Annotated in this window: 23 protein-coding genes; 15 read left to right on the top strand and 8 right to left on the bottom strand. The window is 69.0% G+C overall.

Annotation, left to right across the window (positions count from 1 at the left end):
• The first annotated feature begins 337 nt into the window (after positions 1 to 337).
• The 4 genes from ACZ0AA_RS14430 to ACZ0AA_RS14415 all read left to right on the top strand — a co-directional run bounded on the left by ACZ0AA_RS14430 (position 338) and on the right by ACZ0AA_RS14415 (position 3,673).
• Complete coding sequence (locus ACZ0AA_RS14430; RefSeq protein WP_463513326.1) at positions 338 to 763, top strand: GntR family transcriptional regulator; 426 nt, start codon at positions 338 to 340, stop codon at positions 761 to 763.
• Positions 760 to 1,677, top strand: a complete 918-nt coding sequence (locus tag ACZ0AA_RS14425) for an ABC transporter ATP-binding protein (protein ID WP_463513325.1) — start codon at positions 760 to 762, stop codon at positions 1,675 to 1,677. Before ACZ0AA_RS14430 ends, ACZ0AA_RS14425 begins: the two co-directional genes overlap by 4 nt.
• On the top strand, positions 1,677 to 2,363 hold the full coding sequence (locus ACZ0AA_RS14420; RefSeq protein ID WP_400863145.1) for a hypothetical protein: 687 nt from the start codon (positions 1,677 to 1,679) through the stop codon (positions 2,361 to 2,363). The genes ACZ0AA_RS14425 and ACZ0AA_RS14420 overlap by 1 nt, the downstream gene beginning before the upstream one ends.
• Before the next feature lie 158 nt (positions 2,364 to 2,521).
• Positions 2,522 to 3,673, top strand: a complete 1,152-nt coding sequence (locus tag ACZ0AA_RS14415; protein ID WP_463513324.1) for an FUSC family protein — start codon at positions 2,522 to 2,524, stop codon at positions 3,671 to 3,673.
• 3 nt (positions 3,674 to 3,676) lie between these two features.
• Here ACZ0AA_RS14415 and ACZ0AA_RS14410 read toward each other — a convergent pair whose 3' ends face one another.
• Positions 3,677 to 4,258: an ArsR/SmtB family transcription factor gene (locus ACZ0AA_RS14410; protein WP_463513323.1), complete on the bottom strand. Its 582-nt coding sequence runs from the start codon at positions 4,256 to 4,258 to the stop codon at positions 3,677 to 3,679.
• A gap of 75 nt (positions 4,259 to 4,333) precedes the next feature.
• Here ACZ0AA_RS14410 and ACZ0AA_RS14405 point away from each other — a divergent pair, with 75 nt between their 5' ends.
• Both ACZ0AA_RS14405 and ACZ0AA_RS14400 read left to right on the top strand, forming a co-directional pair.
• Complete coding sequence (locus tag ACZ0AA_RS14405; protein WP_463513322.1) at positions 4,334 to 5,755, top strand: MFS transporter; 1,422 nt, start codon at positions 4,334 to 4,336, stop codon at positions 5,753 to 5,755.
• A 160-nt stretch (positions 5,756 to 5,915) separates the two neighbouring features.
• Positions 5,916 to 6,374 carry a GyrI-like domain-containing protein gene (locus ACZ0AA_RS14400; protein ID WP_400863151.1) on the top strand — a complete coding sequence of 153 codons (459 nt, stop codon included), beginning with the start codon at positions 5,916 to 5,918 and terminating at the stop codon, positions 6,372 to 6,374.
• 4 nt (positions 6,375 to 6,378) lie between these two features.
• On the opposite strand, the gene ACZ0AA_RS14395 is transcribed toward ACZ0AA_RS14400, so the two are convergent.
• Positions 6,379 to 6,597 carry an SCO4848 family membrane protein gene (locus ACZ0AA_RS14395; RefSeq protein ID WP_400863153.1) on the bottom strand — a complete coding sequence of 73 codons (219 nt, stop codon included), beginning with the start codon at positions 6,595 to 6,597 and terminating at the stop codon, positions 6,379 to 6,381.
• A gap of 371 nt (positions 6,598 to 6,968) precedes the next feature.
• Between ACZ0AA_RS14395 and ACZ0AA_RS14390 the strand changes: the two genes are divergently transcribed.
• From ACZ0AA_RS14390 to ACZ0AA_RS14370, 5 genes are all read left to right on the top strand, one after another.
• Positions 6,969 to 7,595, top strand: coding sequence for an RNA polymerase sigma factor (locus ACZ0AA_RS14390; RefSeq protein ID WP_463513321.1), 627 nt, complete (start codon positions 6,969 to 6,971; stop codon positions 7,593 to 7,595).
• A complete protein-coding gene (locus tag ACZ0AA_RS14385) occupies positions 7,592 to 8,074 on the top strand; it encodes a hypothetical protein (RefSeq protein ID WP_463513320.1) in 483 nt (160 codons plus the stop codon). The genes ACZ0AA_RS14390 and ACZ0AA_RS14385 overlap by 4 nt, the downstream gene beginning before the upstream one ends.
• Before the next feature lie 187 nt (positions 8,075 to 8,261).
• Positions 8,262 to 9,836 (top strand): S8 family peptidase, encoded by a 1,575-nt coding sequence (locus ACZ0AA_RS14380; RefSeq protein ID WP_463513319.1) that lies wholly within the window; start codon positions 8,262 to 8,264, stop codon positions 9,834 to 9,836.
• A 181-nt stretch (positions 9,837 to 10,017) separates the two neighbouring features.
• A complete protein-coding gene (locus ACZ0AA_RS14375; protein WP_463513318.1) occupies positions 10,018 to 12,546 on the top strand; it encodes a CHAT domain-containing protein in 2,529 nt (842 codons plus the stop codon).
• Between the two features lie 305 nt (positions 12,547 to 12,851).
• Complete coding sequence (locus ACZ0AA_RS14370) at positions 12,852 to 13,283, top strand: META domain-containing protein (RefSeq protein ID WP_400863161.1); 432 nt, start codon at positions 12,852 to 12,854, stop codon at positions 13,281 to 13,283.
• 8 nt (positions 13,284 to 13,291) lie between these two features.
• On the opposite strand, the gene ACZ0AA_RS14365 is transcribed toward ACZ0AA_RS14370, so the two are convergent.
• From ACZ0AA_RS14365 to ACZ0AA_RS14345, 5 genes are read right to left on the bottom strand one after another with little or no spacing between them, the layout of a single operon-like run.
• The gene (locus tag ACZ0AA_RS14365) at positions 13,292 to 14,068 is read right to left on the bottom strand and encodes a DeoR/GlpR family DNA-binding transcription regulator (protein WP_400863163.1); all 777 of its coding nucleotides are present in this window, start codon (positions 14,066 to 14,068) and stop codon (positions 13,292 to 13,294) included.
• A 28-nt stretch (positions 14,069 to 14,096) separates the two neighbouring features.
• A complete protein-coding gene (locus ACZ0AA_RS14360; protein WP_400863164.1) occupies positions 14,097 to 14,951 on the bottom strand; it encodes a class II fructose-bisphosphate aldolase in 855 nt (284 codons plus the stop codon).
• Entirely contained in the window at positions 14,948 to 15,889 is a 942-nt protein-coding gene (locus ACZ0AA_RS14355) for a 1-phosphofructokinase family hexose kinase (protein ID WP_400863166.1), read from the bottom strand. The genes ACZ0AA_RS14360 and ACZ0AA_RS14355 overlap by 4 nt, the downstream gene beginning before the upstream one ends.
• The gene (locus ACZ0AA_RS14350) at positions 15,886 to 16,878 is read right to left on the bottom strand and encodes an ROK family protein (protein ID WP_463513317.1); all 993 of its coding nucleotides are present in this window, start codon (positions 16,876 to 16,878) and stop codon (positions 15,886 to 15,888) included. Before ACZ0AA_RS14350 ends, ACZ0AA_RS14355 begins: the two co-directional genes overlap by 4 nt.
• A 24-nt stretch (positions 16,879 to 16,902) precedes the next feature.
• A complete protein-coding gene (locus tag ACZ0AA_RS14345) occupies positions 16,903 to 17,799 on the bottom strand; it encodes an SIS domain-containing protein (RefSeq protein ID WP_463513316.1) in 897 nt (298 codons plus the stop codon).
• Between the two features lie 292 nt (positions 17,800 to 18,091).
• Here ACZ0AA_RS14345 and ACZ0AA_RS14340 point away from each other — a divergent pair, with 292 nt between their 5' ends.
• The 4 genes from ACZ0AA_RS14340 to ACZ0AA_RS14325 all read left to right on the top strand — a co-directional run bounded on the left by ACZ0AA_RS14340 (position 18,092) and on the right by ACZ0AA_RS14325 (position 21,884).
• Positions 18,092 to 19,336: an extracellular solute-binding protein gene (locus ACZ0AA_RS14340; protein ID WP_400863172.1), complete on the top strand. Its 1,245-nt coding sequence runs from the start codon at positions 18,092 to 18,094 to the stop codon at positions 19,334 to 19,336.
• Positions 19,337 to 19,386: 50 nt separating this feature from the next.
• Positions 19,387 to 20,361 (top strand): carbohydrate ABC transporter permease, encoded by a 975-nt coding sequence (locus ACZ0AA_RS14335; protein ID WP_463513315.1) that lies wholly within the window; start codon positions 19,387 to 19,389, stop codon positions 20,359 to 20,361.
• A 2-nt stretch (positions 20,362 to 20,363) separates the two neighbouring features.
• On the top strand, positions 20,364 to 21,284 hold the full coding sequence (locus ACZ0AA_RS14330; RefSeq protein WP_463513314.1) for a carbohydrate ABC transporter permease: 921 nt from the start codon (positions 20,364 to 20,366) through the stop codon (positions 21,282 to 21,284).
• Positions 21,285 to 21,476: 192 nt separating this feature from the next.
• A complete protein-coding gene (locus tag ACZ0AA_RS14325) occupies positions 21,477 to 21,884 on the top strand; it encodes a hypothetical protein (RefSeq protein WP_463513313.1) in 408 nt (135 codons plus the stop codon).
• Positions 21,885 to 21,934: 50 nt separating this feature from the next.
• Here the strand turns inward: ACZ0AA_RS14325 and ACZ0AA_RS14320 are convergent, their stop codons facing one another.
• Positions 21,935 to 23,113: an ROK family protein gene (locus ACZ0AA_RS14320; RefSeq protein WP_463513312.1), complete on the bottom strand. Its 1,179-nt coding sequence runs from the start codon at positions 23,111 to 23,113 to the stop codon at positions 21,935 to 21,937.
• Positions 23,114 to 23,140 lie beyond the last annotated feature (27 nt).

Raw genomic sequence — 23,140 nt, 5'->3', positions numbered from 1 at the left:
CTCGGCGCTCGCCCACCCTCCGGGGCGGGGCCAGTTCCGCACCTCCCCACGGATGCGGGGTCAGTTCCGCACCTCCCCACGGATGCGGGGCCAGTTCCGCACGGTGTTCCGGGTTCTCCGGTGCGCAACTGGCCCCGCACGACACCGCGGGAACGGGTGCCGGAACGGGAACGGGAACGGGAGCCGGAGCGGGAGCCGGAACGGGCGCCGGAACGGGAACGGCACACCCGCGCCGCGACCCGCACTTGCCCGGGATCCGCCTCACCCCCCTTGACACAACCGAGGTTCAGTGGTTACCTAGTCGAGTAACTAACCCACCAACCGCTGCGGAGGACTCGTGATCGAAGAAGGCAAGCCGCTCTTCCTCCAGATCGCCGAGCAGATCGAGGACTCGATCCTCGACGGCTCACTCACGGAGGAAGCTCAGGCCCCCTCGACGAACGAGCTCGCCGGCTTCTATCGGATCAACCCCGCAACTGCAGCCAAGGGAGTCGCCATGCTCACCGACAAGGGAGTGCTGTACAAGCGCCGCGGCATCGGCATGTTCGTCGCCGCCGGGGCGAAGGATCTGCTCCTCGGCGAGCGCCGCGCCGCCTTCGCCGATCGCTACATCGACCCGCTTCTCGCCGAGGCCCGCACGCTCGGTCTCGGCGCCGACGACCTGGCCGCGCTGCTCCGCGAGCGCGCGGCCCAGGAACCCCAGACATCACAGACATCACAGACATCACAGACATCACAGACAGAAGGGATGACCCCCGCATGACCGCCGTCATCGAGGTGCAGCACCTCACCAAGCACTACAAGGAGAAGAACGCTCTCGACAACGTGTCTCTCACCCTCGAGGGCGGTGCGATCTACGGCCTGCTCGGCCGCAACGGAGCGGGCAAGACCACGCTCATGTCGATCCTGACCGCGCAGAACTTCGAGTCGTCGGGCACAGTGCGTGTCTTCGGCGAGCACCCCTACGAGAACACGCACGTCCTCAACCGGATCTGCTTCGTCCGCGAGAGCCAGAAGTACCCGGATGACGCATACCCGCGTCACGCGTTCAAGGCCGCGAGCCTGTTCTTCCACAACTGGAACCAGGAGTTGGCCGACGAGCTCATCGAGCAGTTCCAGCTGCCGATGAAGCAGACGATCAAGAAGCTCTCGCGCGGCCAGCTCTCGGCCGTCGGGGTCATCATCGGTCTCGCCTCGCGCGCCGAGCTGACCTTCTTCGATGAGCCTTACCTCGGTCTCGACGCGGTCGCCAGGCAGATCTTCTACGACCGTCTGCTCGAGGACTACGCCGAGCACCCGCGCACGATCGTCCTCTCGTCGCACCTGATCGACGAGGTGTCGAACCTCATCGAGAAGGTCATCGTGATCGACAACGGCAGGATCCTGCTCGACGAAGACACGGATGCCGTGCGCGACCGCGCCGTCACCGTGATCGGCGATGCGACCAAGGTCGATGCGTGGGCGTCTGACCGCGAGGTGCTGCACCGCGAGGCACTCGGCCGGGTGGCATCCGTCACCGTGCTCGGGGCGCTGTCTGCCGGCGAGCGCGCCGAGGTCACGGCATCCGGTCTCGATCTCGCTCCGGTGTCACTGCAGCAGCTGATCGTGCGTCTGACGCAGAAGGCCGAGGCGGGCTCCGCCACCAGAGCCTCCGCCGCGAAAGAGGAGGTCCGCTGATGCGACGCACGCTCAACGTCATCCGCCTGCAGCTCATCAACCGGCAGACGTTCATCTGGGTGCCGCTGATCATCCTCGGCTCGGCCGTGATCATCTCGATACTCATCTACGCGATGATCCCGACCGACGGCCCGAAGTACGGCGGTGGCGGCCAGGCTCCGCTCTGGTACTTCTTCGCGATCGGGATCTCGGCGATGACGCTCACCTTCCCGTTCTCGCAGGCGATGAGCATCACGCGGCGCGACTTCTTCTTCGGGACCATGCTCACGGCGATCCTCGGCAGCGCCTTCCTGGGGATCGTGTTCCTGATCGGCGGCGCCATCGAGACGCTGACGAACGGGTACGGCATCAACGGGTACGTCTTCTACCTTCCGTGGCTGTGGGAGGCAGGGCCCGGCGGGGCGTTCATCGTGTACTTCTCCCTCGCCCTGTTCCTGTTCGTGGTCGGCTTCACAGGAGCGACCATCTACAAGAGCTGGGGACCGACGGTGCTCACGATCGTCGGTGTCGGCCTCGCGCTCATCCTGGTCGGGCTCGCGTTCCTCGCGACGAGACTCGAGCTGTGGGGCCAGGTCTGGACGGGCATCCTCGACGCCGGCGCGCTCGGCCTCGCACTGTGGGGCCTCGTCGCCACTGCGGTGCTCACCGGCGTATCGTTCCTCGCCTTCCGCAGGGCCATCCCCTGATCGGTCGATGATCGCTCGATGCCGGTCGCTCCTCACGGGGGCGGCCGGCATCGCCGCGTTCCGACCGCTACTCGGCCTCGCGGTCAGATGCAACCAGGTGCGAGGACGGATGCCGAGCGGCTAGCGTCACCCTTCGGGGAGGATGACGAGAGGATGCCGTGACGAACATCAGAACACGAGTGCGCGCGCGCCGCCCGGGCATCGTGCGCTCGCTGCGCGAAGCGGTCGACCCCGCCCGGCTGCTGCTCGTCGCCAAGACCGCACTGGCGGTCGGGCTCGCGTGGCTGATCGCCCCGCACACGCCCGGAGTCACCGACGAGTACCCGTATTACGCGCCGCTCGGCGCGCTGGTCAGCATGTATCCGACGCTCATGGGGTCGGTGCGATCGGGGCTCCAGACGCTGCTCGGACTCGCGACCGGCATCGGATTGGCCGCAGTCGTCGTGCTGACCGTCGGCCCGACCTGGTGGAGCATCCCGGTCGTGGTCGGCGTCGGCGTGCTGGTCTCAGGCACCGGCTGGTTCGGCGCAGGACGCGAGTACGTCCCCATGGCGGCGCTGTTCGTGCTGATCGTCGGCGGCCAGAACGCCGACGAGTACTCGCTCGGCTATCTCGTGCAGATGGGAGTCGGAGTGGTCGTCGGTCTCATCGTGAACCTGGTGATCGCTCCCGCTCCGCTCACCCTCGCCGCCGCGGCGAAGGTCGACGCCTTCCGCGCGCAGTTGAGCGACCATCTGCACGACATCGGGTCGGCCGTCTCGGAGTCCTGGCCGCCGGAGCACGAGCAGTGGGCCGACGATGCCTCATCTCTCGCCGACACCACGTCAGAGCTGCGCACCGCGCTGTCCGACGCCGACGACAGCCGACGAGGCAACCCGCGGGCGTTCGGGCGGCGAGGTGACACGCGGCATATCCATGAGGAGCTCGCGCGCCTCGATCGCATCGCCCACCTGATCCGCGACATCTCCGACGAGGTCGCCGACACCATCTGGGACCGCCCCGGCGCGCTCGAACTGGATGCGGCACTGCCCGAACCGCTCTCGGCCGCGTGCCACGCCGTCGCCGACGTCATCGCGCAGCAGGATCCGCTCACTCCCGCAGATCACCGCGCTCGCGGAGAGGCGGCCCGCGCGATCAGGCTGCTGCTCGAGACCGTCGACGATCGCACGATCGATGTGCGGCGGTCCATGGGCCCTGGCGTGCTCGCGGCGATGCAGCTGCGCCGCATCCTGATCCTCAGCGGACACCGGGAGCCGGAAGAAGAAGCGGAGGGCGAGACCGAGTCCGAGCAGGAGGGCGAGGGCGCGTAGCGGTCAGATCGTGTCGTCAGCGGCGACGAGATCGATCTGCCAGAAGCGGCCCTCGGCGTCGTCATCGTCATGCGCGGCTTCGGCCTCGGACACCGCCTTGTCGAAGATCTCCATGACCGCCGTGAACTCTGCCTCGGTGAGCCGGGTGGTGCGCTGCTGGAACACGGCGTGGATGCCTGAGGCTCGACCCCCGTAGTACGCGGGCGACCACGCTATGACACGCTGGAGAAGGTCCTGGTGCTCGGCAGCCAAGGCTCGCACCACGGCTCCGCCGAGCTCCTCGTCGGCCACCGGATGGTCGGGGTCGCCGACGCTCATAGCACCCTTCACCGGCGCCCAGACTCGATCACGGCGATCACGGGCGTGCTCGGGGGCCTCGACGATGAGTCCGGCGTCGGCGAGAGTGCGCAGGTGGAAGCTGACGCTGTTCGCGGCGACGTCGAGCTCGGCGGCGATGTCGGCCGCGCGCATATGGTCGCGGCGGGCGAGCAGGCGGAGGATCTGTCGGCGCAGCGGGTGCGTATAGGCCTTGAGCATGGCAGTCGTCATCCATACGGGATCTTCGCCGTGAGTGCCCTCGCCCATGGTCAGATTCTACCTGCAGGAATTATTGCGCAAGAGTAGTTGCGCAAGTCTTCTTGCATAACTACTCTGAGGGGCATGACGACGACCGTGACCGACCCCCACCGGCTCTGGCGGAACACCCGGTACCTGACCTGGCTCGTGAGCGACACGAGCAAGGGCCTCGCCGCGACACTGTTCGCCTTCGCGATCCCCCTGCTCGCCCTGGTGGTCACCGACGATCCCGCCCAGGCAGGGGTGATCGGCGGTGCAGGAATGGTCGCGCGGCTGGTCTTCACACTCGCCGGTGGCATCCTCGCCGACCGGCACCGTCGCATCCTGCTCATGCTCATCGGCTCCCTCATCGGCATCCTGCTGGCCGGAGCATTCACGCTGTTGGCTGTGTCCGATGCGCTGACCTTCGGCACCCTGCTGGCCGCGAACGTCCTGCTGGCCGCTCGCAGCGGACTCTTCGACGTCGCGGGCGAGAGCGCGATCAAGGAGATCGTGCCCGATGACGCGATGGGCAGAGCTCAGGCCGCGAACCAGGGTCGGGATGCCGCGCTGCAATTGGCCGGCGGCCCGCTGGGCGGGCTGCTGCTCGGAGTCGGCGGCTGGCTCGTCGGAGTCGTCATGACGCTCTGCCATGCCGTCGCCGCACTGACGGCGTGGATGCTGCAGCGCCAGGCTCGCCGCGTCGGGATCGCGGACGCAGGGGCCGAAGCCGTCGGGTTTCGGGTGGGCGATGACGGGGAAAACCCAGAGCCCCCGGTTGATGCAGGGCGTATCACGGCGGGACTCGCCCTCGACGCGGCGGATGGTCTGGGCTTCCCCACGGATTCGAGTGCGGATGCCGCCGTCGCCGCACCGACCAGGACGAGCGCCTGGGCCGAGCTGCGCGAGGCCTTCGCCTGGCTGTTCTCGCGCCCCGATCTGGGCGGCGTGCTCGTCATCATCACGATCATCAACCTCGGCTTCAACGCCGCGATCACGACCGTCATGTACGCGCTTCAGCAGGCCGGATACTCGGAGCTGCTGATCGGCTCCCTCGGTGCGGGGGTCGGCGCGGTCATGCTCGCCGGTGCCATCGTGGCCCCCCTGCTCGTGCCGCGCATCCGCACCGGAGTGCTCGCGATCGCCGGTCTCGCGGCCGGCACCATCGGCACGATCGTGCTCTCGATGGTCACCGAGCCGTGGGCGATCGTCATCGTGCTGGGCGCCTCGGTGGTGCTGCTGCCGGCGCTCAATGCGGGGATGATGGGCTACTTCATGGTCGCCACACCGACCGAGCTGCTGGGTCGGGCCAACAGCGCGGCCGGCGTGCTGGGGATGGGCGCCATGCCGCTCGCGCCGCTGATCGCCGGCTTCGGCCTCACCTGGATCGGACGCGAATGGACGATCCTCGTGTGCGCCGCGCTCTGCGTGCTCGCCGTCGCCCTGGCGCTCGGCAACCGCGCGCTGCGCGCTCTGCCCGTCGAGTCCCGCTGGGCCGCGCACGCGAAGCAGTACGAGAGCGCCTGAGCGGCACCCGACGCTTGGTCCGACACAGGGCGGTCGCCGCCGTGTGTCACTTCGATCGAGCGCTCGCGGGGGTCCTCGCGAAATGGATGACCGGGATGGCCAGATGTCGGCGCCTCTGCATAGGATCGGCGACACGCCCACCCGACCTGAGGAGACGAAGATGTCAGACATGCAGATCACCGAGAAGCCACTTCCCTACGTCCGCCTCGCGGCGCTGACCGAGACCGTCGCCTCTCAACCCGAGGTCGCCGCCGTCGTGGGCCCGCTGTTCGACCAGGTGGCAGACGTGCTCCTGGCCGCCGGCGCCACCCCGGGACTCCCCATCGCCGAATACGACATGAACAAGCACGGCGTGCGCATCACGGTCGGCTTCGTCTACGACGGCCCCGCCGTCGACGGGATCGTCATCGTCGAGCTGCCGGCCATCGACGATGCGTTCACCGCCACGCACCTCGGCACCATGGAGACGATCGATGACAGCTGGGACGCGGTGAACCAGGCGATCATCGCCCAGGGAGCGACGGCGCAGGGCGCCTGTCGTGAGGTCTATCTGCAGTCGGAGTCCGAAGATCAGGCCGACTGGATCACCGAGCTGCAGCAGCCGGTCACCCGCAGCTGACCCGTCAGAGCGCTCCGGCGAGCGCCGCGACGCCCACGATCACCGAGACCAGCGCGAGCACGAGGGCGATCGCGATCAGCACGGCGTGCACCTTCAGGAACGTCGTGGCCTTGCCTTCGGCATCCCGGGCCCTGGGGTCTGTCGCGACCCGCTTGTAGAAACGGGGCCACACCAGCACGTTGAAGGCGGCGTTGAGGAAGAGCACGACGGCGAGAGCGATCACCCCTCCACGCTAACGCCCGCGGCACGAGTCCCCGGCCACCCGGCCACCCCCCGGCCACCCGGCATCCGTCGCCCGCCACCCGGCATCCGACATCCGACCTCCGGCATCCGTCTCCCGTCGCCCGGCATCCGGCATCCGGCATCCGCCACCCGGCATCCGTCTCCCGCCGTCTCTCATGCACCGTCTGCAGGACCAAGGCACGTCTGCAGGACCAGATCGCTGCCCGGTTCCCGCAGACGCTCATCCGTCCTGCAGACGCCCCCCGTGATGACCCTCGGACTCAATCTCACCAATATTCCGAAAAACATACCGAGTCCATGTATCACCAGGCTCTTGCCGTGCTCCTGACTGGTGTGATCACAATGGGACTCATGATCGACGGCGCACCCGACGGCGCCGCCCTCGATCCTGCACCGGACGACGGAGCGGCACGCTGGAAGCGAGCCGCCGAGTTCTTCGACGCATGGCGGGACGGCGACAGCCGCGCGATGGACGACCTCGTGCGGCTGATGACGCCTGTGCTCTGGCATGTCGTGCGCGCCTACGGGCTCGACCGCACCCTGGCCGAAGACGTCATCCAGACGACGTGGCTGCAGCTGGTTCGGGGGCACCGCTCGATCACCGATCCGAAGGCGGTGTCGGCCTGGCTCACCACCACCGCACGCCGCGAGGCCTGGCGGGCCGGCAAAGCCCACAACAGGGTCGACGCGACGGAGTCGGATGCCCTCGACGCACTGCTTCCTGAGCAGCAGTCGGCCGAGCATCACGCCACCGTCGGGGACGAGAAGCGACGGCTGTGGGCCGCGGTTCACCTCCTCGCCGACCGGTGCCAGCGCCTGCTGCGAGTGATCGCCTTCGAGGAGCGACCGGACTACGCCCGCCTCGCCGCCGACCTCGCGATGCCCGTCGGCAGCATCGGACCCACCCGTCAACGCTGCCTCGCGAAACTGCGCGATCTGCTCGATGCACCGACACCACGAACGGAGGGCAGCTCATGAGCGAGAACGACGGCGCCCACGGTGGCGACAACCACGAAGACGCCGAGCTGTTCGCGCAGCTGCGTTCGCTCTGGCGCGATGTCGATCCGATGCCGGCCGCTCTGATCGATCGCATGATCGCGACGGTTGCGGCTGAGGGTCTCTCGGAGGAGTACGCACTGCTCACCCTCGTCGAGGAACCGCTCGGCGCCGTGCGCGGTGACGCCGATGCACTGACCCTGCAGTTCAGCGACGGCACCACCAGCATCCTGCTGCACGTCACGCGCACGGCGAGCGGTGCGCACCGGGTCGACGGCTGGGTCGACTCGATCTCGCATGCGATCGAACTCGCGCAGGGCGAACGCATCCGCACCACGACGACCAACGACACGGGTCGCTTCATGTTCGACGATGTGCCCGACGGACTGACTCTCGTGCGTCTGCGCACCATGGTCGGCGATCAGGAGCGAACCATGTCGACCCCGCAGTTCGAGTTGTGATCCACCGCGGGGACTCCCGCGCGCATGACGGGGCGACCCGTGCACACCACCGCTGGGCGACTCCCGCACCACGCAGGACCTCACTCACCGGAAGCGGGCCGACCCGCACACATCGCGGGGTCCCCCGCACAGGACGCGGGCTCATCCCGCACAGGATGCGGGTCCGCCCGCGAGGAGAGGACCGACGATGGAGCAGCCCAAGGGGTGGAGCTGGCAGGACAGAGCTGAGGGATCGATCAGACGGGGGACGGCTCTCGATCCGTCGGTCGAACCCGTCGACGGCGTCAGGGCGTTTCCCACGGCCTACCTGCAGGAGCGTCTGCTGATCACGCAGGATCAGGAGAACGGCCAGGAGGCGTACGACGAGGAGATCCGCGAGCTTCGCGCAGCGGCCGGCTCGTTCGGCTGGAATCTCGAGATCGAATCACCGGATGCAGTCCGCGCCGCCGTTCCGCTGGTTCCCGGGGTGCCCGGCTTCCTCCGCGCCCGCCTCACCACGCCCGACGAGCCGACCCGCGGCGAGTCTCCGGTGCCGCCCGATGCCTGGCGCGTCCTGCAGCGCGCCCGCCGCAGCTCCGGCACGCCGATGCCGAGGACCAGCCTCGAGCACGTGCTGTCGATCGACCCTGTCGGCCTCAATCCGTTCAGCCGCACGAATCCCTTCAGCCGCACCAACCCGTTCAGCCGCACCAACCCGGTGCGCGGCGCGGGCGGAGGAGCCGGCGGCAGCGACGACTACCTCGAGCCGGGGCGCGGCGCGCGCCAGCCGGTGACCTGGCTCGGACCGGCGCCACGGCGCACGGCAGCCCCGAAACGCGGCCGCCGCCCCGTGGTGGCGGTGCTCGACACCGGATGCGGAGTGCACGACTGGCTGCCCGACGACATCGTCACCCGGCACATCGAGCTCGACGGCGTGCCGATCGGCCTCACCGACGACGCCGACCCCGAGCGCTACCCCGACCTCTACGGACAGCTCGATGGAGAGATCGACGCCGTCGCCGGGCACGGGACATTCATCGCGGGCATCATCCGCCAGACGGCACCGGATGCCGACATCCTCTCGATCCGCATGGCCGGCGCGCTCGGCGTGATCGACGAGAGCACCTTCCTGACCACGGTCGCGCAGGTCGTCGAGCTGCTGCGGCGACACCGCGAGGACCCGTCGACCGGGCATCCGATCGACGTGCTCAACCTGTCGCTGGGGTATTACCACGAGACCCCGGTCGACGGTCAGTTCAGCCTGACCCTCAACGCCCTGCTCACCACGGCACGTGCGCTCGGGTGCGTGGTGGTCTGCTCGGCGGGCAACGACGCCATCGACCGGCCGTCATTCCCGGCCTCGCTGTGGCCCTGGCCGGGCGCCGACAACGGCATCCCTCGTGACAAGGATGCGCCGCACGTGTCGGTCGGTGCCCTCAACCCGTCGGCTCGGTCGATCGCGCTGTTCTCGAACATCGGCCCGTGGGTGCAGGTGTACGCGCCCGGCGCCGCCGTGGTCAGCACGTCACCCGCCTTCGTCGGTGGCGAGCAGGCGATCACCAGGGCAGACGTCGAAGGTCTGCGGCGCGAGACCATCGACCCCGACGACTACCGCGGGGGCTTCTCGATCTGGAGCGGCACGTCGTTCGCGGCTCCCTACGTCGCAGGGCGCATCGCCGCACAGCTGGGCCCGGTGCCATCGCAGGGCATCACCGCGGATGCCGCGGCCAAGGCCGTCGCCGCGGTGCTGAAGACGCTGCCGTCGCCGGCGTCGGGCGGGTAGCCCCGGCCGGGCAGGCACGGACCGGTAGCCACGAACCGGATGGCTGAAGGATGCCCGGATGGCCGACCGCACACGATCACATCACCAGCCATCCGGGCATCGGCCAGCCATCCGGGCGCCCAGAAAACCGGATGCGGCCGCAGGCCTTCCCTGAAACCTGGCGTACCGGCATTCTGGTGAAGTGCCCCTGTCTGCTCTCGAGCTGCATCAGCGCGGCGTCGACGCAGCCAACTCCCGACGGTTCGCGCAGGCGCGGCGAGCGCTGACGACCGCATCCGCGCGCACCGACGACGACGATCTGCGCGCGCGCATCGACGGGACCATGGCCTACGTGCTCGCTCAGACGGGCCAGCCGGCCGAGGCCGAGCGCCTCTCGCGTGCAGCGCTGTCGCGCCCGGGGCTCAGCGACGAGACGGTGGCCCTCGCGAACGGGCAATTGGGCACGCTGCTCATGCATGGCGGACGCCTCGACGAGGCCGACCTGTTTCTCACGAAGGCGATCGACGGCCTCGATGAGGGCTCGATCGAGAGCGCGAACTGCCTGATGAGCCGGTCGATCGTCAGCATGCAGCGGCACCGGCTCGACGACTGCTCGGCCGATCTGCTGCGGGCCATCGCCGCTTATGAGGCCCATGGGGCAGACGCACCGCTCGCCGAAGCCCGCCACAACCTCGGCTACGCCGCACTGCTCGGCGGCGACCTCGTCACGGCGCTCGGGTTGATGACCCGATCGCGGCCGATTCTCGCCGCCACGAGCGACCTCGCCGCGGCGATCAGCGACCTCGACCGTGCCGAGGTGCTGCGTGACGCCGGCCTCACCACAGAGGCCGAAGAGCTGCTCGGCACGGTCGCGGTGCGGTTCGGTGCACAGCGGATGCGACAGGCACGCGGCGAGGCCGAGTTCCACCTCGCCCGGTCGCTGCTGCGGCACGACGCCGCTTCTGCCGAGCGTTCCGCCGCGACCGCATCCCGCCGCTTCGCCGCACTGGGAAGCGAGAGCTGGGCCGCGCGTGCCGAGGCGGTGCGGCTGGAAGCCCGACTGCTCGCCCACCCGAAGGCCGCACCGCACACCGAGGACTTCACGCGCACCGCCGCAGCGCTCGCCCGTGGAGGATTCCGCACAGAGGCCACCGCCCTGTCTCTCACGGCACGCCTCGCTGACGGAGGGCGACTGCCACGGCTCACCTCCGACGCCCCGACTCCCCTGCGCCTGCGGCAGCACGAGGTGCGTGCGGTGCGTGCGGCGTCTGCAGGCAAGGATGCCGATGCCCGACGCGCGGCCGCCGACGGGCTCGAGCTGCTCACCGCGTGGCAGCAGTCGTTCGGCGCGCTCGACCTGCAGGCCTCCGTGGCGATGCACGGCACCGAGCTGATGTTCACCGGGCTCGCTGCCGCCGCACGATCACGCGATCCCGGGGTGCTCTTCGAGTGGTCGGAGCGCGCCAGGCACCTGAGTCAGCAGGTCGCTCCGGTGCGCCCACCGCACGACGAGGAGCTTTCGGCCGACCTGGCTGAACTGCGCATGCTGCGCGCCGACCTCGCAGGGTCGGACTGGACGACCGATTCCCGGGTGCGCGAGCTGCGGGATCGGGTTCGCGACCGGCAATGGTCATCGACCGGTGTCGGCGGGAACCACGAACGCCTCGGGCTGCGCGAGACGATGGCCCGGCTCGACGATGACACGGCGATCCTCGCCTACGTCTTCACGCGCGACGAGCTGCTCTGCGTCGTGGTGACGGCATCCGCTTCGTCGATCGTCGAGCTGTCGCTGCCGCGCATCGAAGCCGCACTCGACGGACTCCGCGCCGACCTCGACGTCGCCGCCCTCACCCGCGGCGGCCAGATGGCGCACATCGTGGCGCGGTCGCTCGACGAGAGGCTGCGGCTGCTCGACGACGCGCTCCTCGCACCTACCCGCGCGGCGACGGGCGGGGCCGCCCGTCTCGCGCTGACGGTGCCAGGAATTCTCGGCGGCATCCCGTGGGCGATGCTCCCCGGCATGCGTGGAACGCCGTTCACGATCGCGACCTCGGTGTCGCGATTGCTCGGCGGGGCGCGTCGACACCCCGGTCCCTCGTCGGCGCATCAGCGGCCGGAGGCACCGACGGTGGCGCCGCAACGCCCGGGCCTGGCGTCGGCAAGCGACGCGTCGGCAGGCGAGACAGCGGCGCCGAGGCCGACGGCGGGGTTCGCGACCGGGCCTCGGGTTGCTCGCGCCGAGGAGGAGGTGCGCCGGGCCGCCGAAGCGTGGCGCGACGCGCGGATGCTGACCGGCGAGAGTGCACGGGTATCGGCCGTCACAGAGCTCGCCGAGCAGGTCGACGTGCTGCACATCGCCGCCCACGGTCGGCACGCGGTCGACAATCCGATGTTCTCGGGGTTCGAACTCCACGACGGCACCCTGTTCGGCTATGACGTCGACCTGATCTCGCGCGCGCCCGAGACCGTGGTGCTCTCGGCCTGCGAGCTGGGTCGTTCATCGGTGCGCTGGGGCGAGGAGGCACTGGGGATGACGCGGGTCTGGCTGCACGCCGGCACGGGCTGTGTCATCGCCGCCCCCGTGGTCGTGGCGGACGACATCGCCTGCGAGCTGCTCGGGGCCGTGCACTCCGAGCTGGCGGCCGGCGCACGCCCGGCTGTCGCCCTGGCCGCGGCAGCCGAATCCACCGGTCTCAGCGCGCCTTTCCAATGCCACGGAAGCGGACTCTGAAACTTTTCTCCAGTCGATGTATCAGAACATCGATGGGCCGCTCCTTATCTCCAGAAGGTGCCGGCGAAGGGCTTCGGAAACGAAGCGCGAGGGAGGCGCAGTCGAACTGGGGAAACCCTCGTGCACTGGGGAGTGTGAGGGAACGACAGGACACCATCTACTCCGGGGATGTCGCGAGAGGGGTCGCGGCATCCCCACCAGGAGTTCGGCACTGTGTTGCTTGTGAGAGTCGAGTCCGCATGCGAAGATCACAGGCACATTCAGCACCGACGGCAGTGTGCCCGGCGTGCGGAGAGCTGGTCGTCATGAGGTCGAAACGAGTGCTCGCATTCGTCGCAGTGGCCGTCTTCGGCGCGGCGGTGTCGGTGGGGTGCACCGACCAGGGGATGAGTTCAGCGACGCCGACCCCCACGGCCACTGACTCGACACCCTCACCGGGTGCGGCGGCGGTGGGCGAATGGACGTCCCCGGACGATCCGGGCGTGACCCTGACCCTGAATGCGGATGGGTCGTTGGTCGGCTTCGACGGCTGCAACACGCACTCCGGGGTCTGGAATGGCCGGGACGGTGGAATCATCCACCTCGAGTTCTCGGGGGGACACACGGAAGCCGGCTGCCCCGAGGGCGTCGTGCCGTGGCTCGCACTGTCCGATGGGGCGATGATGCGCGGCGACGCGCTCTCGCTCTTCGGGCCCGCGGACGGACCGACCGGCGAGCTGGTGCGGTCCGAGGACTGATCGGCCGGTCAGGCGGTCTGGACCTCGTAGCCCGCGTCGCGGAACGCGGCCAGAGTCGCGGCATCCGCGCCGTCGTCGGTCAGGAGCACGGGGAACAGCTCCGGGCCGCCGACGGCAGCGAACGCCACAGTGCCGATCTTGCTGCTGTCGGTGACGACCACGGCTCGGCGGGCTCGTTCGGCCATCATGCGGTTCACCGCCGCTTCGCGTTCATCCTGCGTGGTGGCTCCGGCAACGGCATCCATTCCGTTGACTCCGATGAAGGCGATGTCGAGCCGCACTCCCCTCAGCAGCTGCTCGACGAACGGGCCCACCAGCTCGTAGCTGCGCGAGTGGATCACTCCGCCCGTGACCACGACCTTGATGTCGGGTCGGGTCGCGAGCTGGGCGGCGATGTTCACGGCGTTGGTCACCACCGTGATGCCCGGCCCGGCCGAGAGATCGTCGCGAGCGGCGATCGCTGCGGCGATCGCGGTGGTCGTGGTTCCACCGGACAGCCCGACGACCATGCCCGGCGTGACGAGCGCGGCGGCGGCCTGGGCGATGCTCTCCTTCTCGTGCGAGCGCTGATGGCTCTTGTAGCGGATCGGCAGCTCGTAGGCGACCGAGTGCGCGACGGCCCCGCCATGCGTGCGGGTGAGCAGACGCTGCTCGGCGAGCGAGTCGAGATCGCGGCGGGTGGTGGCGGCCGAGGCGCCGAAGCGCTCGACGAGCTCGTCGACGTTCACCTCGCCGTCCGCGGCCAGCAGATCGAGGATCGCATTCAGACGGGCGGCGCGCTTCATGTCACCATCCTGCCCGCCTTCGCGTGACTCACCCCGCCACCTCGGTGGACTCGAGGGCGAACAGGCGCAGCATCCGCGCCGCCTCCCCGGCGAGCGCATCGCGCGCAGGGATGAGGTACTTGCGCGAGTCGACGAGCCTCTCATCGGTGTCGAGGGTCGCGCGGATGGCACGGGTGAAGAACCCGTTCAGGTGCGTCGAGACGTTGATCTTCGTCATGCCCGCGCGCACGGCGTCGGCGATCACGGCGTCCGAGACTCCCGATGATCCGTGCAGCACGAGGGGAACGGGGAGGGCTTCGCGCAGGCGTGCGATGAGAGCGAGGTCGAGGGATGCCGTGCGGTCCGTCATGGCGTGCGACGAGCCCACCGCGACGGCGAGTGCATCGACTCCGGTCGCGGCCACGAACGCCCGCGCCTCGTCGGGGTCGGTGCGCACGCCCGGTGCGTGGGCACCGTCCTTGCCGCCGACCTCGCCCAGCTCGCCCTCGACGTAGACGCCGGCCGCATGGGCTCGCTCGGCGACGGCAGCCGTGATCGCGACGTTGTCGTCATAGGGCAGCGCTCCGCCGTCGAACATGACCGAGCCGAAGCCGAGGGCGATCGCCTCATCGACGAGCTCAGGGCGCTCGGCGTGATCGAGGTGCACCGCGACCGGCGTCTGTGCGTGACGGGCGACCGCGAGAGTCGCCAGCGCGATCGGCTCGAGGCCACCGTGATAGTCGGCGCAGTTCTGCGAGATCTGCAGGATCACGGGCAGCCCGGCGGCGGCCGAGGCGCGCACCAGCCCCTCGGCGGTCTCGAGATGGATCACGTTGAAGGCGCCGATGCCGGTGCCGCGAACCGCGGCATCCGTCACGAGCTCGCGGGCGGAGACCAGGGTCACAGGGGGTCCTCTCGAAGGGCGGAGTCGTAGGGGGCGACGACGAGGCGCTGCTCGAGCGCCTGCCAGTCGTCGGAGATCTCTCCCGCGAGCGGCATGAGCACGGCGGCGGCCGACCACGCGGTGGCGCGGCGCAGAACGGTCTCGGGATCACGGATGCCGTCGGCATAGAGCACCGCGCACGCGGCCACTCCTGCATCACCGGCGCCGGTCGGGTTTCCGGCGAGCGGGGCGTCGAGACGGGCGTGCAGCACCTCGGATGCCGTGACGGCGAGCATCCCTTCGGCGCCGAGCGACAGCAGCACGAGATCGACACCGCGCTCGATCAGCGAGCGGGCACCGCCGACCGGGTCGGTGATGCCGGTCGCCTCGACGAGCTCGGCGGCGTTGGGCTTGAGCACGGATGCGCCGGCATCCGCCGCGTGCAGGAGAGCCGGTCCCGAGGTGTCGACGATCACGGGCACGCCCGCATCCCGAGCCGTGCCGATCAGCAGAGGCAGCAGCGTCTCGGGCGCCCCGGGCGGCAGGCTGCCCGAGATCACGAGCACCTGCGCGCCGGGGAGGGCATCGACGACCTCGCCGAGCAGTGCCGCCCACTCGGGATCGGAGGGGTTCACACCCCTCTCATTGACGACCGTCGTGTCTCCGAGCGCCGCGTCGACGATCGCGATGCTCTGCCGAGTGGCACCCACCACGGGCACCAGCCGGTGAGGAACCCCGCTGGCACCGAGCTCGGCGGCGAGCTCGACGCCGCTGCGGCCGCCGGCGGTGGACACGGCGAGCACCGAGGCCCCCTGAGCGTGGGCGACCCTCGCGACGTTCAGGCCCTTGCCGCCGGCTCGCACTGCGCCGGCATCCGCTCTGTGCGTCTCTCCGAGAGTGAGTCGATCGACGTGCCAGGTGAGGTCGAGGGCCGGGTTCGGCGTGACGGTGAGGATCATGCGAGCTCCCTCGCGCGCAGAGCCGCGCCCAGGATGCCGGCGTTGCCCGACAGCTCGGCAGGGACGAGTTCGGGGATGCGGTGGAAGCTGAGCCGTTCAGCCAGCCGGGCGCGCAGTTCGTCGAAGAGCGCCCCGCCCGCGCGGGAGAGGCCGCCGCCGATCACGATGGCCTCCGGTGCGACGACCGCGGTGAGCTGGGCGAGCGAGAGAGTGAGGGCGTCGAGCGCCGAGTTCCAGATCTCGGAGGCCACGCGGTCGCCGGCAGTGGCACGAGCGATCACATCTTTGGCGCCGTCGGGGGTGATGCCCGTAGCCTCGCGATAACGTCGCGCGATCGCTCCGGCAGACGCCACCACCTCGAGGCAGCCCCGGGCACCGCAGGCGCAGGCGGGGCCGTCGGCGATCGGCGAGTGACCGATCTCACCCGCATAGCCGCCCGCGGTGTAGGGCTCTCCGCCGACGAGCAGCGCGCCGGCGATGCCGGTGCCGATCACCAGCACGACCGAGTTCGAGTAGGCGCGGGCACCGCCCAGGCGGTGCTCCGCCCAGCTCGCCGCGCGCACGTCATGGTCGAACGCCACGGGCAGTCCGAGCCTCTCCGAGGCGAGATCGCGCAGCGGCGAGTCGTGCCATCCGAGGTTGCTGGCGAAGACGCCGAGACCGGCCTCCGCATCGACGATCCCCGGCACCACGAGTCCGGCCGCCTGCGGCACGACGTCGGGATGCTCGGCCCGCAGCTCGGCGGCGAGCACTCCGAGCCGCTCGATGAGCACTTCGGTGCGATCGCCGGCGGCCACGGGAGTCGGGGTGCGGCGCAGACCCAGGGCGGTGCCATCGGCATCGAACAGCGCCGATTTGATGTCGGTGCCGCCCACGTCGAAAGCCAGCACCGGCGCACCGTTGCCGAGCGGGCGAGCGGCGGCGAGCCTCTCGCCCGCTGCGTCAGTCACGACATCGGCGATGCTCGCGGCATCCTCAGGGCTGGTCATCGATCGCTCCGTTGGTGGGTCGGGTCATGCATCCAGGATGACGGATCGCGTGAGGTTGCGCGGCTGGTCGGGGTCGAGCCCGCGCGCGACGGCCCTGTCGAGGGCGACGCGGTGCAGGCGCACGAGGTCGGCGAGCGGGTCGATCGGATGCTGCACGAACCGCGCCCCCGTGGCCTCGACCTGGGCGGCCAAGCCGTCCGGCGCCTCGCCGAACTGCCAGGTCACGCGGCCGGGTGCGGCGATCGCGATCGGGCCGTGGCGGTACTCCATCGACGAGTACGACTCGGTCCACGACTGCGACGACTCGCGCATCTTCAGAGCGGCCTCGTGCGCGAGCCCCACGGTCCAGCCGCGACCCAGGAACGAGTACTGCTCGGCATCCCGCAGCTCGTCGTCGTAGCCAGCGGCGAGCACGGCTGCGGCATCATCGATCGCGCCCGTGAGGTCTTCGCCGAGCGAGGCGCGGAACAGCGCCAGAGCGGTGGTCGCGAAGCGGGTCTGCACGACCGACTTCTCATCGGCGAACGGCAGCAGCACGGCCTCGTCGACGAGCGAGACGAGCGGCGAGGTCTCGTCGCCGATCACACCGATCGTCGGAACGCGGCCCTTGATGCGCTCGACCAGTTCGAGCACCTCTGTCGTCGTGCCCGAACGCGTCAGCGCGACGACGGCGTCGTAGCCGCGGTCGACGAAGGCCTCGGATGCCGCGAACGCATCGGTCTCGCCCTGCCCCGCCGTCTCGCGCAGGAACGCGTACGACTGAGCCATGAACCACGACGTGCCGCATCCGACGACGGCGATGCGGGCTCCGGATGCCGGCAGCAGCGCCTGCATGTCGCGGAGATCGGCCGCGCGGGCCCAGGTCTCGGGCTGCGAGTTCAGTTCTTCGCGCATGTGTGCGCCGGGCAGAAGTTCGGTCATGTCGGGCCCTTCGGATGAGATGTTGCAAGTTTGTGATTGTTTAGCGGCTTATTCGATCATAGTATGTCGACAAAAGGAATCCTTGCAAGGCTTCCTCTTGATTTGTTTATTCTCCTGACAAATAATCGAACAAGTTCCACCGCCCCTCCGGAGATCCGGTCCATGGAGGGTTCCTCGAGCCGATCCGGCTCGAACCGATCGCCCAGCCACCCAGGGAAGGCGATCACACGCACCGTCGCGTGAGTTGTGCTTGCGACTGTGCACCACCTACACAGTGAGGAATGCAATACACATGAAGAAGTCACTGCGATTCGGCGCCGTTGCCCTGGCGGCAACCGCCACTCTCACGCTCGCTTCGTGCGGGTTCGGCGGCTCGACCGGCGGCGGTGGAGACGCGGAGGGCGAGACCACTCTCAACCTCCTCGTCCCCAGCTACTCCGACGCCACCAAGGGCCTGTGGGAAGACGTGATCGACGGGTTCGAGAAGGAGAACCCCGACATCAAGGTCGATCTCGAGGTGCAGTCGTGGGACAACCTCGAGAAGGTCGTCTCCACCAAGATCCAGGCCGGTGAGGCTCCCGACATCTACAACGGCGGCCCCTTCGCCGGCTTCGTCGGCGACGAGCTGCTCTACCCGGTCGAGGACGTGGTCTCGGAGGAGACCTACTCCGACTTCCAGGACGCGTTCCTCGCGAACGCCGAGGTCGACGGCACCGCCTACGCCCTGCCGCTGATCGCGTCGGCCCGCGCACTGTTCGTCAACAACGCTCTGCTCGAGCAGGCCGGCGTCGAGGCTCCGACGACCTGGGACGAGCTGCTCGATGCCGCTACCAAGGTGTCGGCACTCGGCGGCGGCGTGGCCGGATACGGCATGCCGCTCGGCTCCGAAGAGGCTCAGGCCGAGGCGGCCGTGTGGCTCTGGGGCGGCGGCGGCTCGTTCGGCGATGCCACCGAGATCACGATCGACACCCCCGAGAACCTTGCCGGTGCCGAGCAGATCAAGAAGATGATCGACGCGGGCGCCACTCAGGCAGACCCCGGTTCGACCCAGCGCTCGCCCCTGATGGACATCTTCATCCAGGGCAAGATCGGCATGCAGGTCGGCCTGCCGCCGACGGTGGGCCAGATCGAGGAGGGCAACCCCGAGCTCGACTACTCGATCGTCCCGATCCCGACCGAAGACGGCTCGCCGTTCACGCTCGGCGTCATGGACCAGCTGATGGCGTTCCAGAACGACGGCGACAAGCAGGAGGCGATCACCGCCTTCTTCGACTACTACTACTCGGCCGACGTGTACGTGCCGTGGGTGCAGGCCGAGGGCTTCCTGCCCGTCACCAAGTCGGGTGCCGAGCAGCTCGCCGGCGAGGAGGCTCTCAAGCCCTTCCTCGACGTGCTGCCCGACGCGCAGTTCTACCCGTCGACGAATGAGAAGTGGTCGGCCACCGACGGAGCCTTCAAGGCGCTGTTCGGTCAGCTGCAGTCGAAGCCGGCGCAGGACGTCCTCGCCGAGATCCAGGCACAGGTCGACGCGGGCTGAGCCCCGCTGACCCTGTCCACACCAAGCGACGGAGAGGTTCGGGTATTCCCATGAGCCAGACGAAAGAATCCTCGAACCTCGCGGGGGCGGCCACCGGCCGCCCCCGCACCCCGGGGCGCCGCACGGGCGCGACCCGCGGCAGGCCGGGAGGCAAGGACCTGCTCCAGGCGCTGCCCTGGATCGCCCCCGCCCTGCTGCTCATCATCGGCGTGGTGCTGTTCCCCGCCGGGGTGATGTTCTTCAACTCCACCCGCGACATCTCGCTCTCGGGCCTCGACAAGGGCTCGGTCGGCTTCGACAACTTCGTGACCGTGTTCACGTTCGCCGAGTTCTGGCCGATCATCTTCCGCACGATCATCTGGGTCGTGGCGGTCGTGACCTTCACGGTGCTGATCTCGCTCGGACTCGCGCAGATCCTCAACAAGGCCTTCCCCGGCCGACAGATCGTGCGCATGGCCGTCATCGTGCCGTGGGCGGCATCCGTCGTGATGACCACGATGGTCTTCTACTACAGCCTCGAGCCGTACTTCGGGGTGTTCAACAAGTTCCTCTACGACATCGGACTCTCCGACGACGCGGTCGGCTACGGCTGGACCAAGAACCCGGCCACCGCCTTCGCCTGGTCGATCGTGATCGCGATCTTCGTGTCGCTGCCCTTCACGACGTACACGATCCTCGCCGGGTTGCAGACGGTCCCGGCCGACACCCTCGAGGCCGCGAAGATGGACGGCGCAGGCCCCACCCGCACCTACTGGACCGTCGTCGTCCCCCAGCTGCGCAGCGCCCTCGCGGTCGCGATCCTCATCAACATCATCAACGTGTTCAACTCGCTGCCGATCCTCAAGGTGATGACCGGGTCGATACCGGGCTACGGCGCCGACACGATCATGACGATGATCTTCAAGTACATCGAGCTGCAGAAGAAGGTCGACGTCGCCAGCGCGCTCTCCGTCGTCGCCTTCCTCATCGTGATCGTGATCGTCGCGATCTACGTCAAGGCCGTCAAGCCCATGAAGGAGGTCTGATCATGACCCTGACCGAGACCGCCCTCGTCACCACCGCCGGCTCCGAGCCCGCCCCCCGCATCCCGGGGCGCAAGCGCCGCTACACCGAAGACCAGGTGACGCTGCCCCGCGTCATCCTGCGCATGGCCGCCGGCATCCTCGTGCTCGCGATCTTCGTGCTGCCGTATCTGATCATGTTCTTCGGCTCCGTGAAGACGAAGTCGCAGATCCGCTCGGTCGATCCGACCTACCTGCCGCTCGAGTGGCACTGGGAGAACTACATCTCGATGTGGTCGACCCCCGAGACGCCGCTGCCGTACAACCTGATCTCGACGATCATCATCGCCGTGTTCGCGACGCTGTTGGTGCTCGTCGTCTCGCTGCCTGCCGCGTACTACACGGCCCGCTTCAAGTTCCCCGGGCGCATGGTCTTCCTGTTCCTCGTGATCGTGACGCAGATGCTGCAGCCGGCCGTGCTCACCTCCGGCCTGTTCCGCCAGTTCACGGTGCTCGGGCTCAGCGACACGTGGGCAGCGATGATCTTCATCAACGCGGCGTTCAACCTGTCGTTCGCCGTGTGGATCATGCACTCGTTCTTCGCCGGCATCCCCAAGGAGATCGACGAGGCCGCTCAGATCGACGGTGCCGGACGCTTCACCGTGCTGTTCAAGATCAACCTGCCGCTGGTGTGGCCGGGCATCGTGACCGCGATCGTCTTCACGTTCGTCGCCTGCTGGAACGAGTTCGCCGCATCGCTCGTGATCCTCTCGACCGACAAGAACCAGCCGCTGTCGGTCGCGCTCACCAAGTTCGTCGGTCAGTACGAGACCAGCTGGCAGTACGTGTTCGGCGTCTCGATCGTCGCGATCCTGCCCGTCGTCATCCTGTTCATGCTCATCGAGAAGCGCCTCGTCGGCGGCCTCACCGCCGGCAGCGTGAAGTAGAACCTGCGGACCGGATGCGGAGCGCCACCCCGGGTGGCGCTCCGCATCCGTCGTCTTCCCGAAGTATGTCGAGGGGACGCTGCGGGTGCCGTCTAGGGTGGTCATGCAGGGGGGCAATATATGACATGGCAGGATGCTGGACGGGTTGATCGACGACCGTCAGGTGACGCACACCCGGGGTGGGGATGGGGCGTGGTGCTCGTTCCGGCAGCGGTCGGACTCACGGCGCTCGGGCTGTTCTTCATCCGATCGCTCGACCCCGGGATGGGCACCCTGATCGGGGTCGCCCTCATCGCCTGGGCCGTGTCTCTCGCGATGCCCTTCTTCGTCATCGCCTGGTACGCGGCGCAAGCGGCATGGAAGGCGCCTCGCGAACAGAGCGGGCGGACGTTCGCTGCACCATCGCGTGCGCTGCGACGGATCGGGTTCGGCATCCGGTGGAGCTTCGGCGCCCGCGGCCTGATGTTCAACCCCGCATCGTACGACGGACCGGACCTTCCGATGCTCGTCACCGGCAAGATCGTCCACTACCTCGCGATCGCGATCCTGGTGATGGCCGGGCTCATCGCCGCACTCGTCGGGATCGCTTCACCGCGCTGAGGGTCGGACGCGAGAGCGGCCGCGACCTCCGGTGTCGGCCGCGCAGCGCGTCAGTCGCCGGCGTCGGGTTCCGGAGCGGATGCCGCGCGCAGCTGCGCCGGACTCCAGCGCACGCCCAACGCACTCGAGAGCGCCACCTGAGCGACGCCCGTCGAGATAGACGCGTCCGAATCCGCGTACCGCACCGGCACGTTCGCGGTGCCTGTGGCGGTGTAGTCGACCTCTGCCTGCACGAGCGGCAGGAATCTGTCGCCCAGCGCCCGCGCGGGTCCGCCGATCACGACTTCGGCCGCGTCGAGCACGGCGGCGATGAGCTTGACGGTGCGGCCGAGCGCCCGTGCTCCTTCAGCCAGGTGCTCGCCGTCGGCAGCAGCGGCGAGCGCCGTGATGGCCCCGTCGTCCATGGCGTCATCGAAGTCATCACCGAGCATGGCGGTCATCGACGATGCCGACTCGAGGCACCCGCGTCGCCCGCACCGGCACGTCCGTGCGCCATCGCCGAACTCCACCTGAACGTGGCCGATCTCGCCCGCGCGATCACGAGGGCCCGGAGCGAGCTCGCCGTCGAGGGTGACCGCCGCGCCGATGCCGGTGCCGATGTGGATGAACAGCCGATAGCCCGAGGATTCGTCCTCCCTGGCCGCTTCGGCGATCGCCTCGGCATCCACGTCGTTGACGAGCAGCACGGGAATCCCGAGCGCCGCTTCGAAGCGCTCGGCGAGCGGCACGTCCGTCCATCCCAGCTGCACGCTCTCGAACACGCGGCGTCCGTCCGTCGTGCCCGGGAGCTGCACGCCGGCGACGAGCAGGCGTCCGGAATACTCGGCCGCGACATCGGCCACGGCGTCGTCGAGCATCCGGTCCCGCGACTCGTCGGAGAACGCGACCCGTCTCGTCTCGACCTCGGCGCCGTCGAGCGCGACCAGCGCGATCCGTGCGTCGGTCGGTCTGATCACGAGCACGAGGATCACGTGATGCTCGGCCTCGATGCTCAGAGTCGTCGCCCTCTTGCCTCCCGTGCTGGCAGCCTGTTCCCCGTCGACGATCAGCCGCAGGTCGATGAGCTCGGCCACGAGGGATGACGCGGTCGCCGCCGTGAGACCGGTGGCGCGCGCGATTCCCGCCCTCGTCTCCGAGCCGGGGTTGCGGAACACGAGCTGCAGCGCCCGGCGCAGGTTCGCGCGGCGAACGGAGGCCTGAGTGTCGAGTGCGTCGTCGCTGTTCAGCATGGTGCCGGTCCCGTTGCAGGAATTGGT

It is taken from the genome of Microbacterium sp. AC035, assembly GCF_979258485.1.
This window is presented reverse-complemented; position numbering and strand designations above follow the sequence as displayed.

What these genes read in the sequence shown, in the direction of transcription:
- ACZ0AA_RS14420 (WP_400863145.1), top strand. Translation starts at nt 1,677, where the DNA reads ATGCGACGCACGCTCAACGTCATCCGCCTGCAGCTCATCAACCGGCAG.
- ACZ0AA_RS14340 (WP_400863172.1), top strand. Translation starts at nt 18,092, where the DNA reads ATGAAGAAGTCACTGCGATTCGGCGCCGTTGCCCTGGCGGCAACCGCC.
- ACZ0AA_RS14400 (WP_400863151.1), top strand. Translation starts at nt 5,916, where the DNA reads ATGTCAGACATGCAGATCACCGAGAAGCCACTTCCCTACGTCCGCCTC.
- ACZ0AA_RS14405 (WP_463513322.1), top strand. Translation starts at nt 4,334, where the DNA reads ATGACGACGACCGTGACCGACCCCCACCGGCTCTGGCGGAACACCCGG.
- ACZ0AA_RS14410 (WP_463513323.1), bottom strand. Translation starts at nt 4,258, where the DNA reads ATGGGCGAGGGCACTCACGGCGAAGATCCCGTATGGATGACGACTGCC.
- ACZ0AA_RS14335 (WP_463513315.1), top strand. Translation starts at nt 19,387, where the DNA reads ATGAGCCAGACGAAAGAATCCTCGAACCTCGCGGGGGCGGCCACCGGC.
- ACZ0AA_RS14380 (WP_463513319.1), top strand. Translation starts at nt 8,262, where the DNA reads ATGGAGCAGCCCAAGGGGTGGAGCTGGCAGGACAGAGCTGAGGGATCG.
- ACZ0AA_RS14365 (WP_400863163.1), bottom strand. Translation starts at nt 14,068, where the DNA reads ATGAAGCGCGCCGCCCGTCTGAATGCGATCCTCGATCTGCTGGCCGCG.
- ACZ0AA_RS14425 (WP_463513325.1), top strand. Translation starts at nt 760, where the DNA reads ATGACCGCCGTCATCGAGGTGCAGCACCTCACCAAGCACTACAAGGAG.
- ACZ0AA_RS14390 (WP_463513321.1), top strand. Translation starts at nt 6,969, where the DNA reads ATGATCGACGGCGCACCCGACGGCGCCGCCCTCGATCCTGCACCGGAC.
- ACZ0AA_RS14345 (WP_463513316.1), bottom strand. Translation starts at nt 17,799, where the DNA reads ATGACCGAACTTCTGCCCGGCGCACACATGCGCGAAGAACTGAACTCG.
- ACZ0AA_RS14385 (WP_463513320.1), top strand. Translation starts at nt 7,592, where the DNA reads ATGAGCGAGAACGACGGCGCCCACGGTGGCGACAACCACGAAGACGCC.
- ACZ0AA_RS14330 (WP_463513314.1), top strand. Translation starts at nt 20,364, where the DNA reads ATGACCCTGACCGAGACCGCCCTCGTCACCACCGCCGGCTCCGAGCCC.
- ACZ0AA_RS14320 (WP_463513312.1), bottom strand. Translation starts at nt 23,113, where the DNA reads ATGCTGAACAGCGACGACGCACTCGACACTCAGGCCTCCGTTCGCCGC.
- ACZ0AA_RS14355 (WP_400863166.1), bottom strand. Translation starts at nt 15,889, where the DNA reads ATGATCCTCACCGTCACGCCGAACCCGGCCCTCGACCTCACCTGGCAC.
- ACZ0AA_RS14350 (WP_463513317.1), bottom strand. Translation starts at nt 16,878, where the DNA reads ATGACCAGCCCTGAGGATGCCGCGAGCATCGCCGATGTCGTGACTGAC.
- ACZ0AA_RS14370 (WP_400863161.1), top strand. Translation starts at nt 12,852, where the DNA reads ATGAGGTCGAAACGAGTGCTCGCATTCGTCGCAGTGGCCGTCTTCGGC.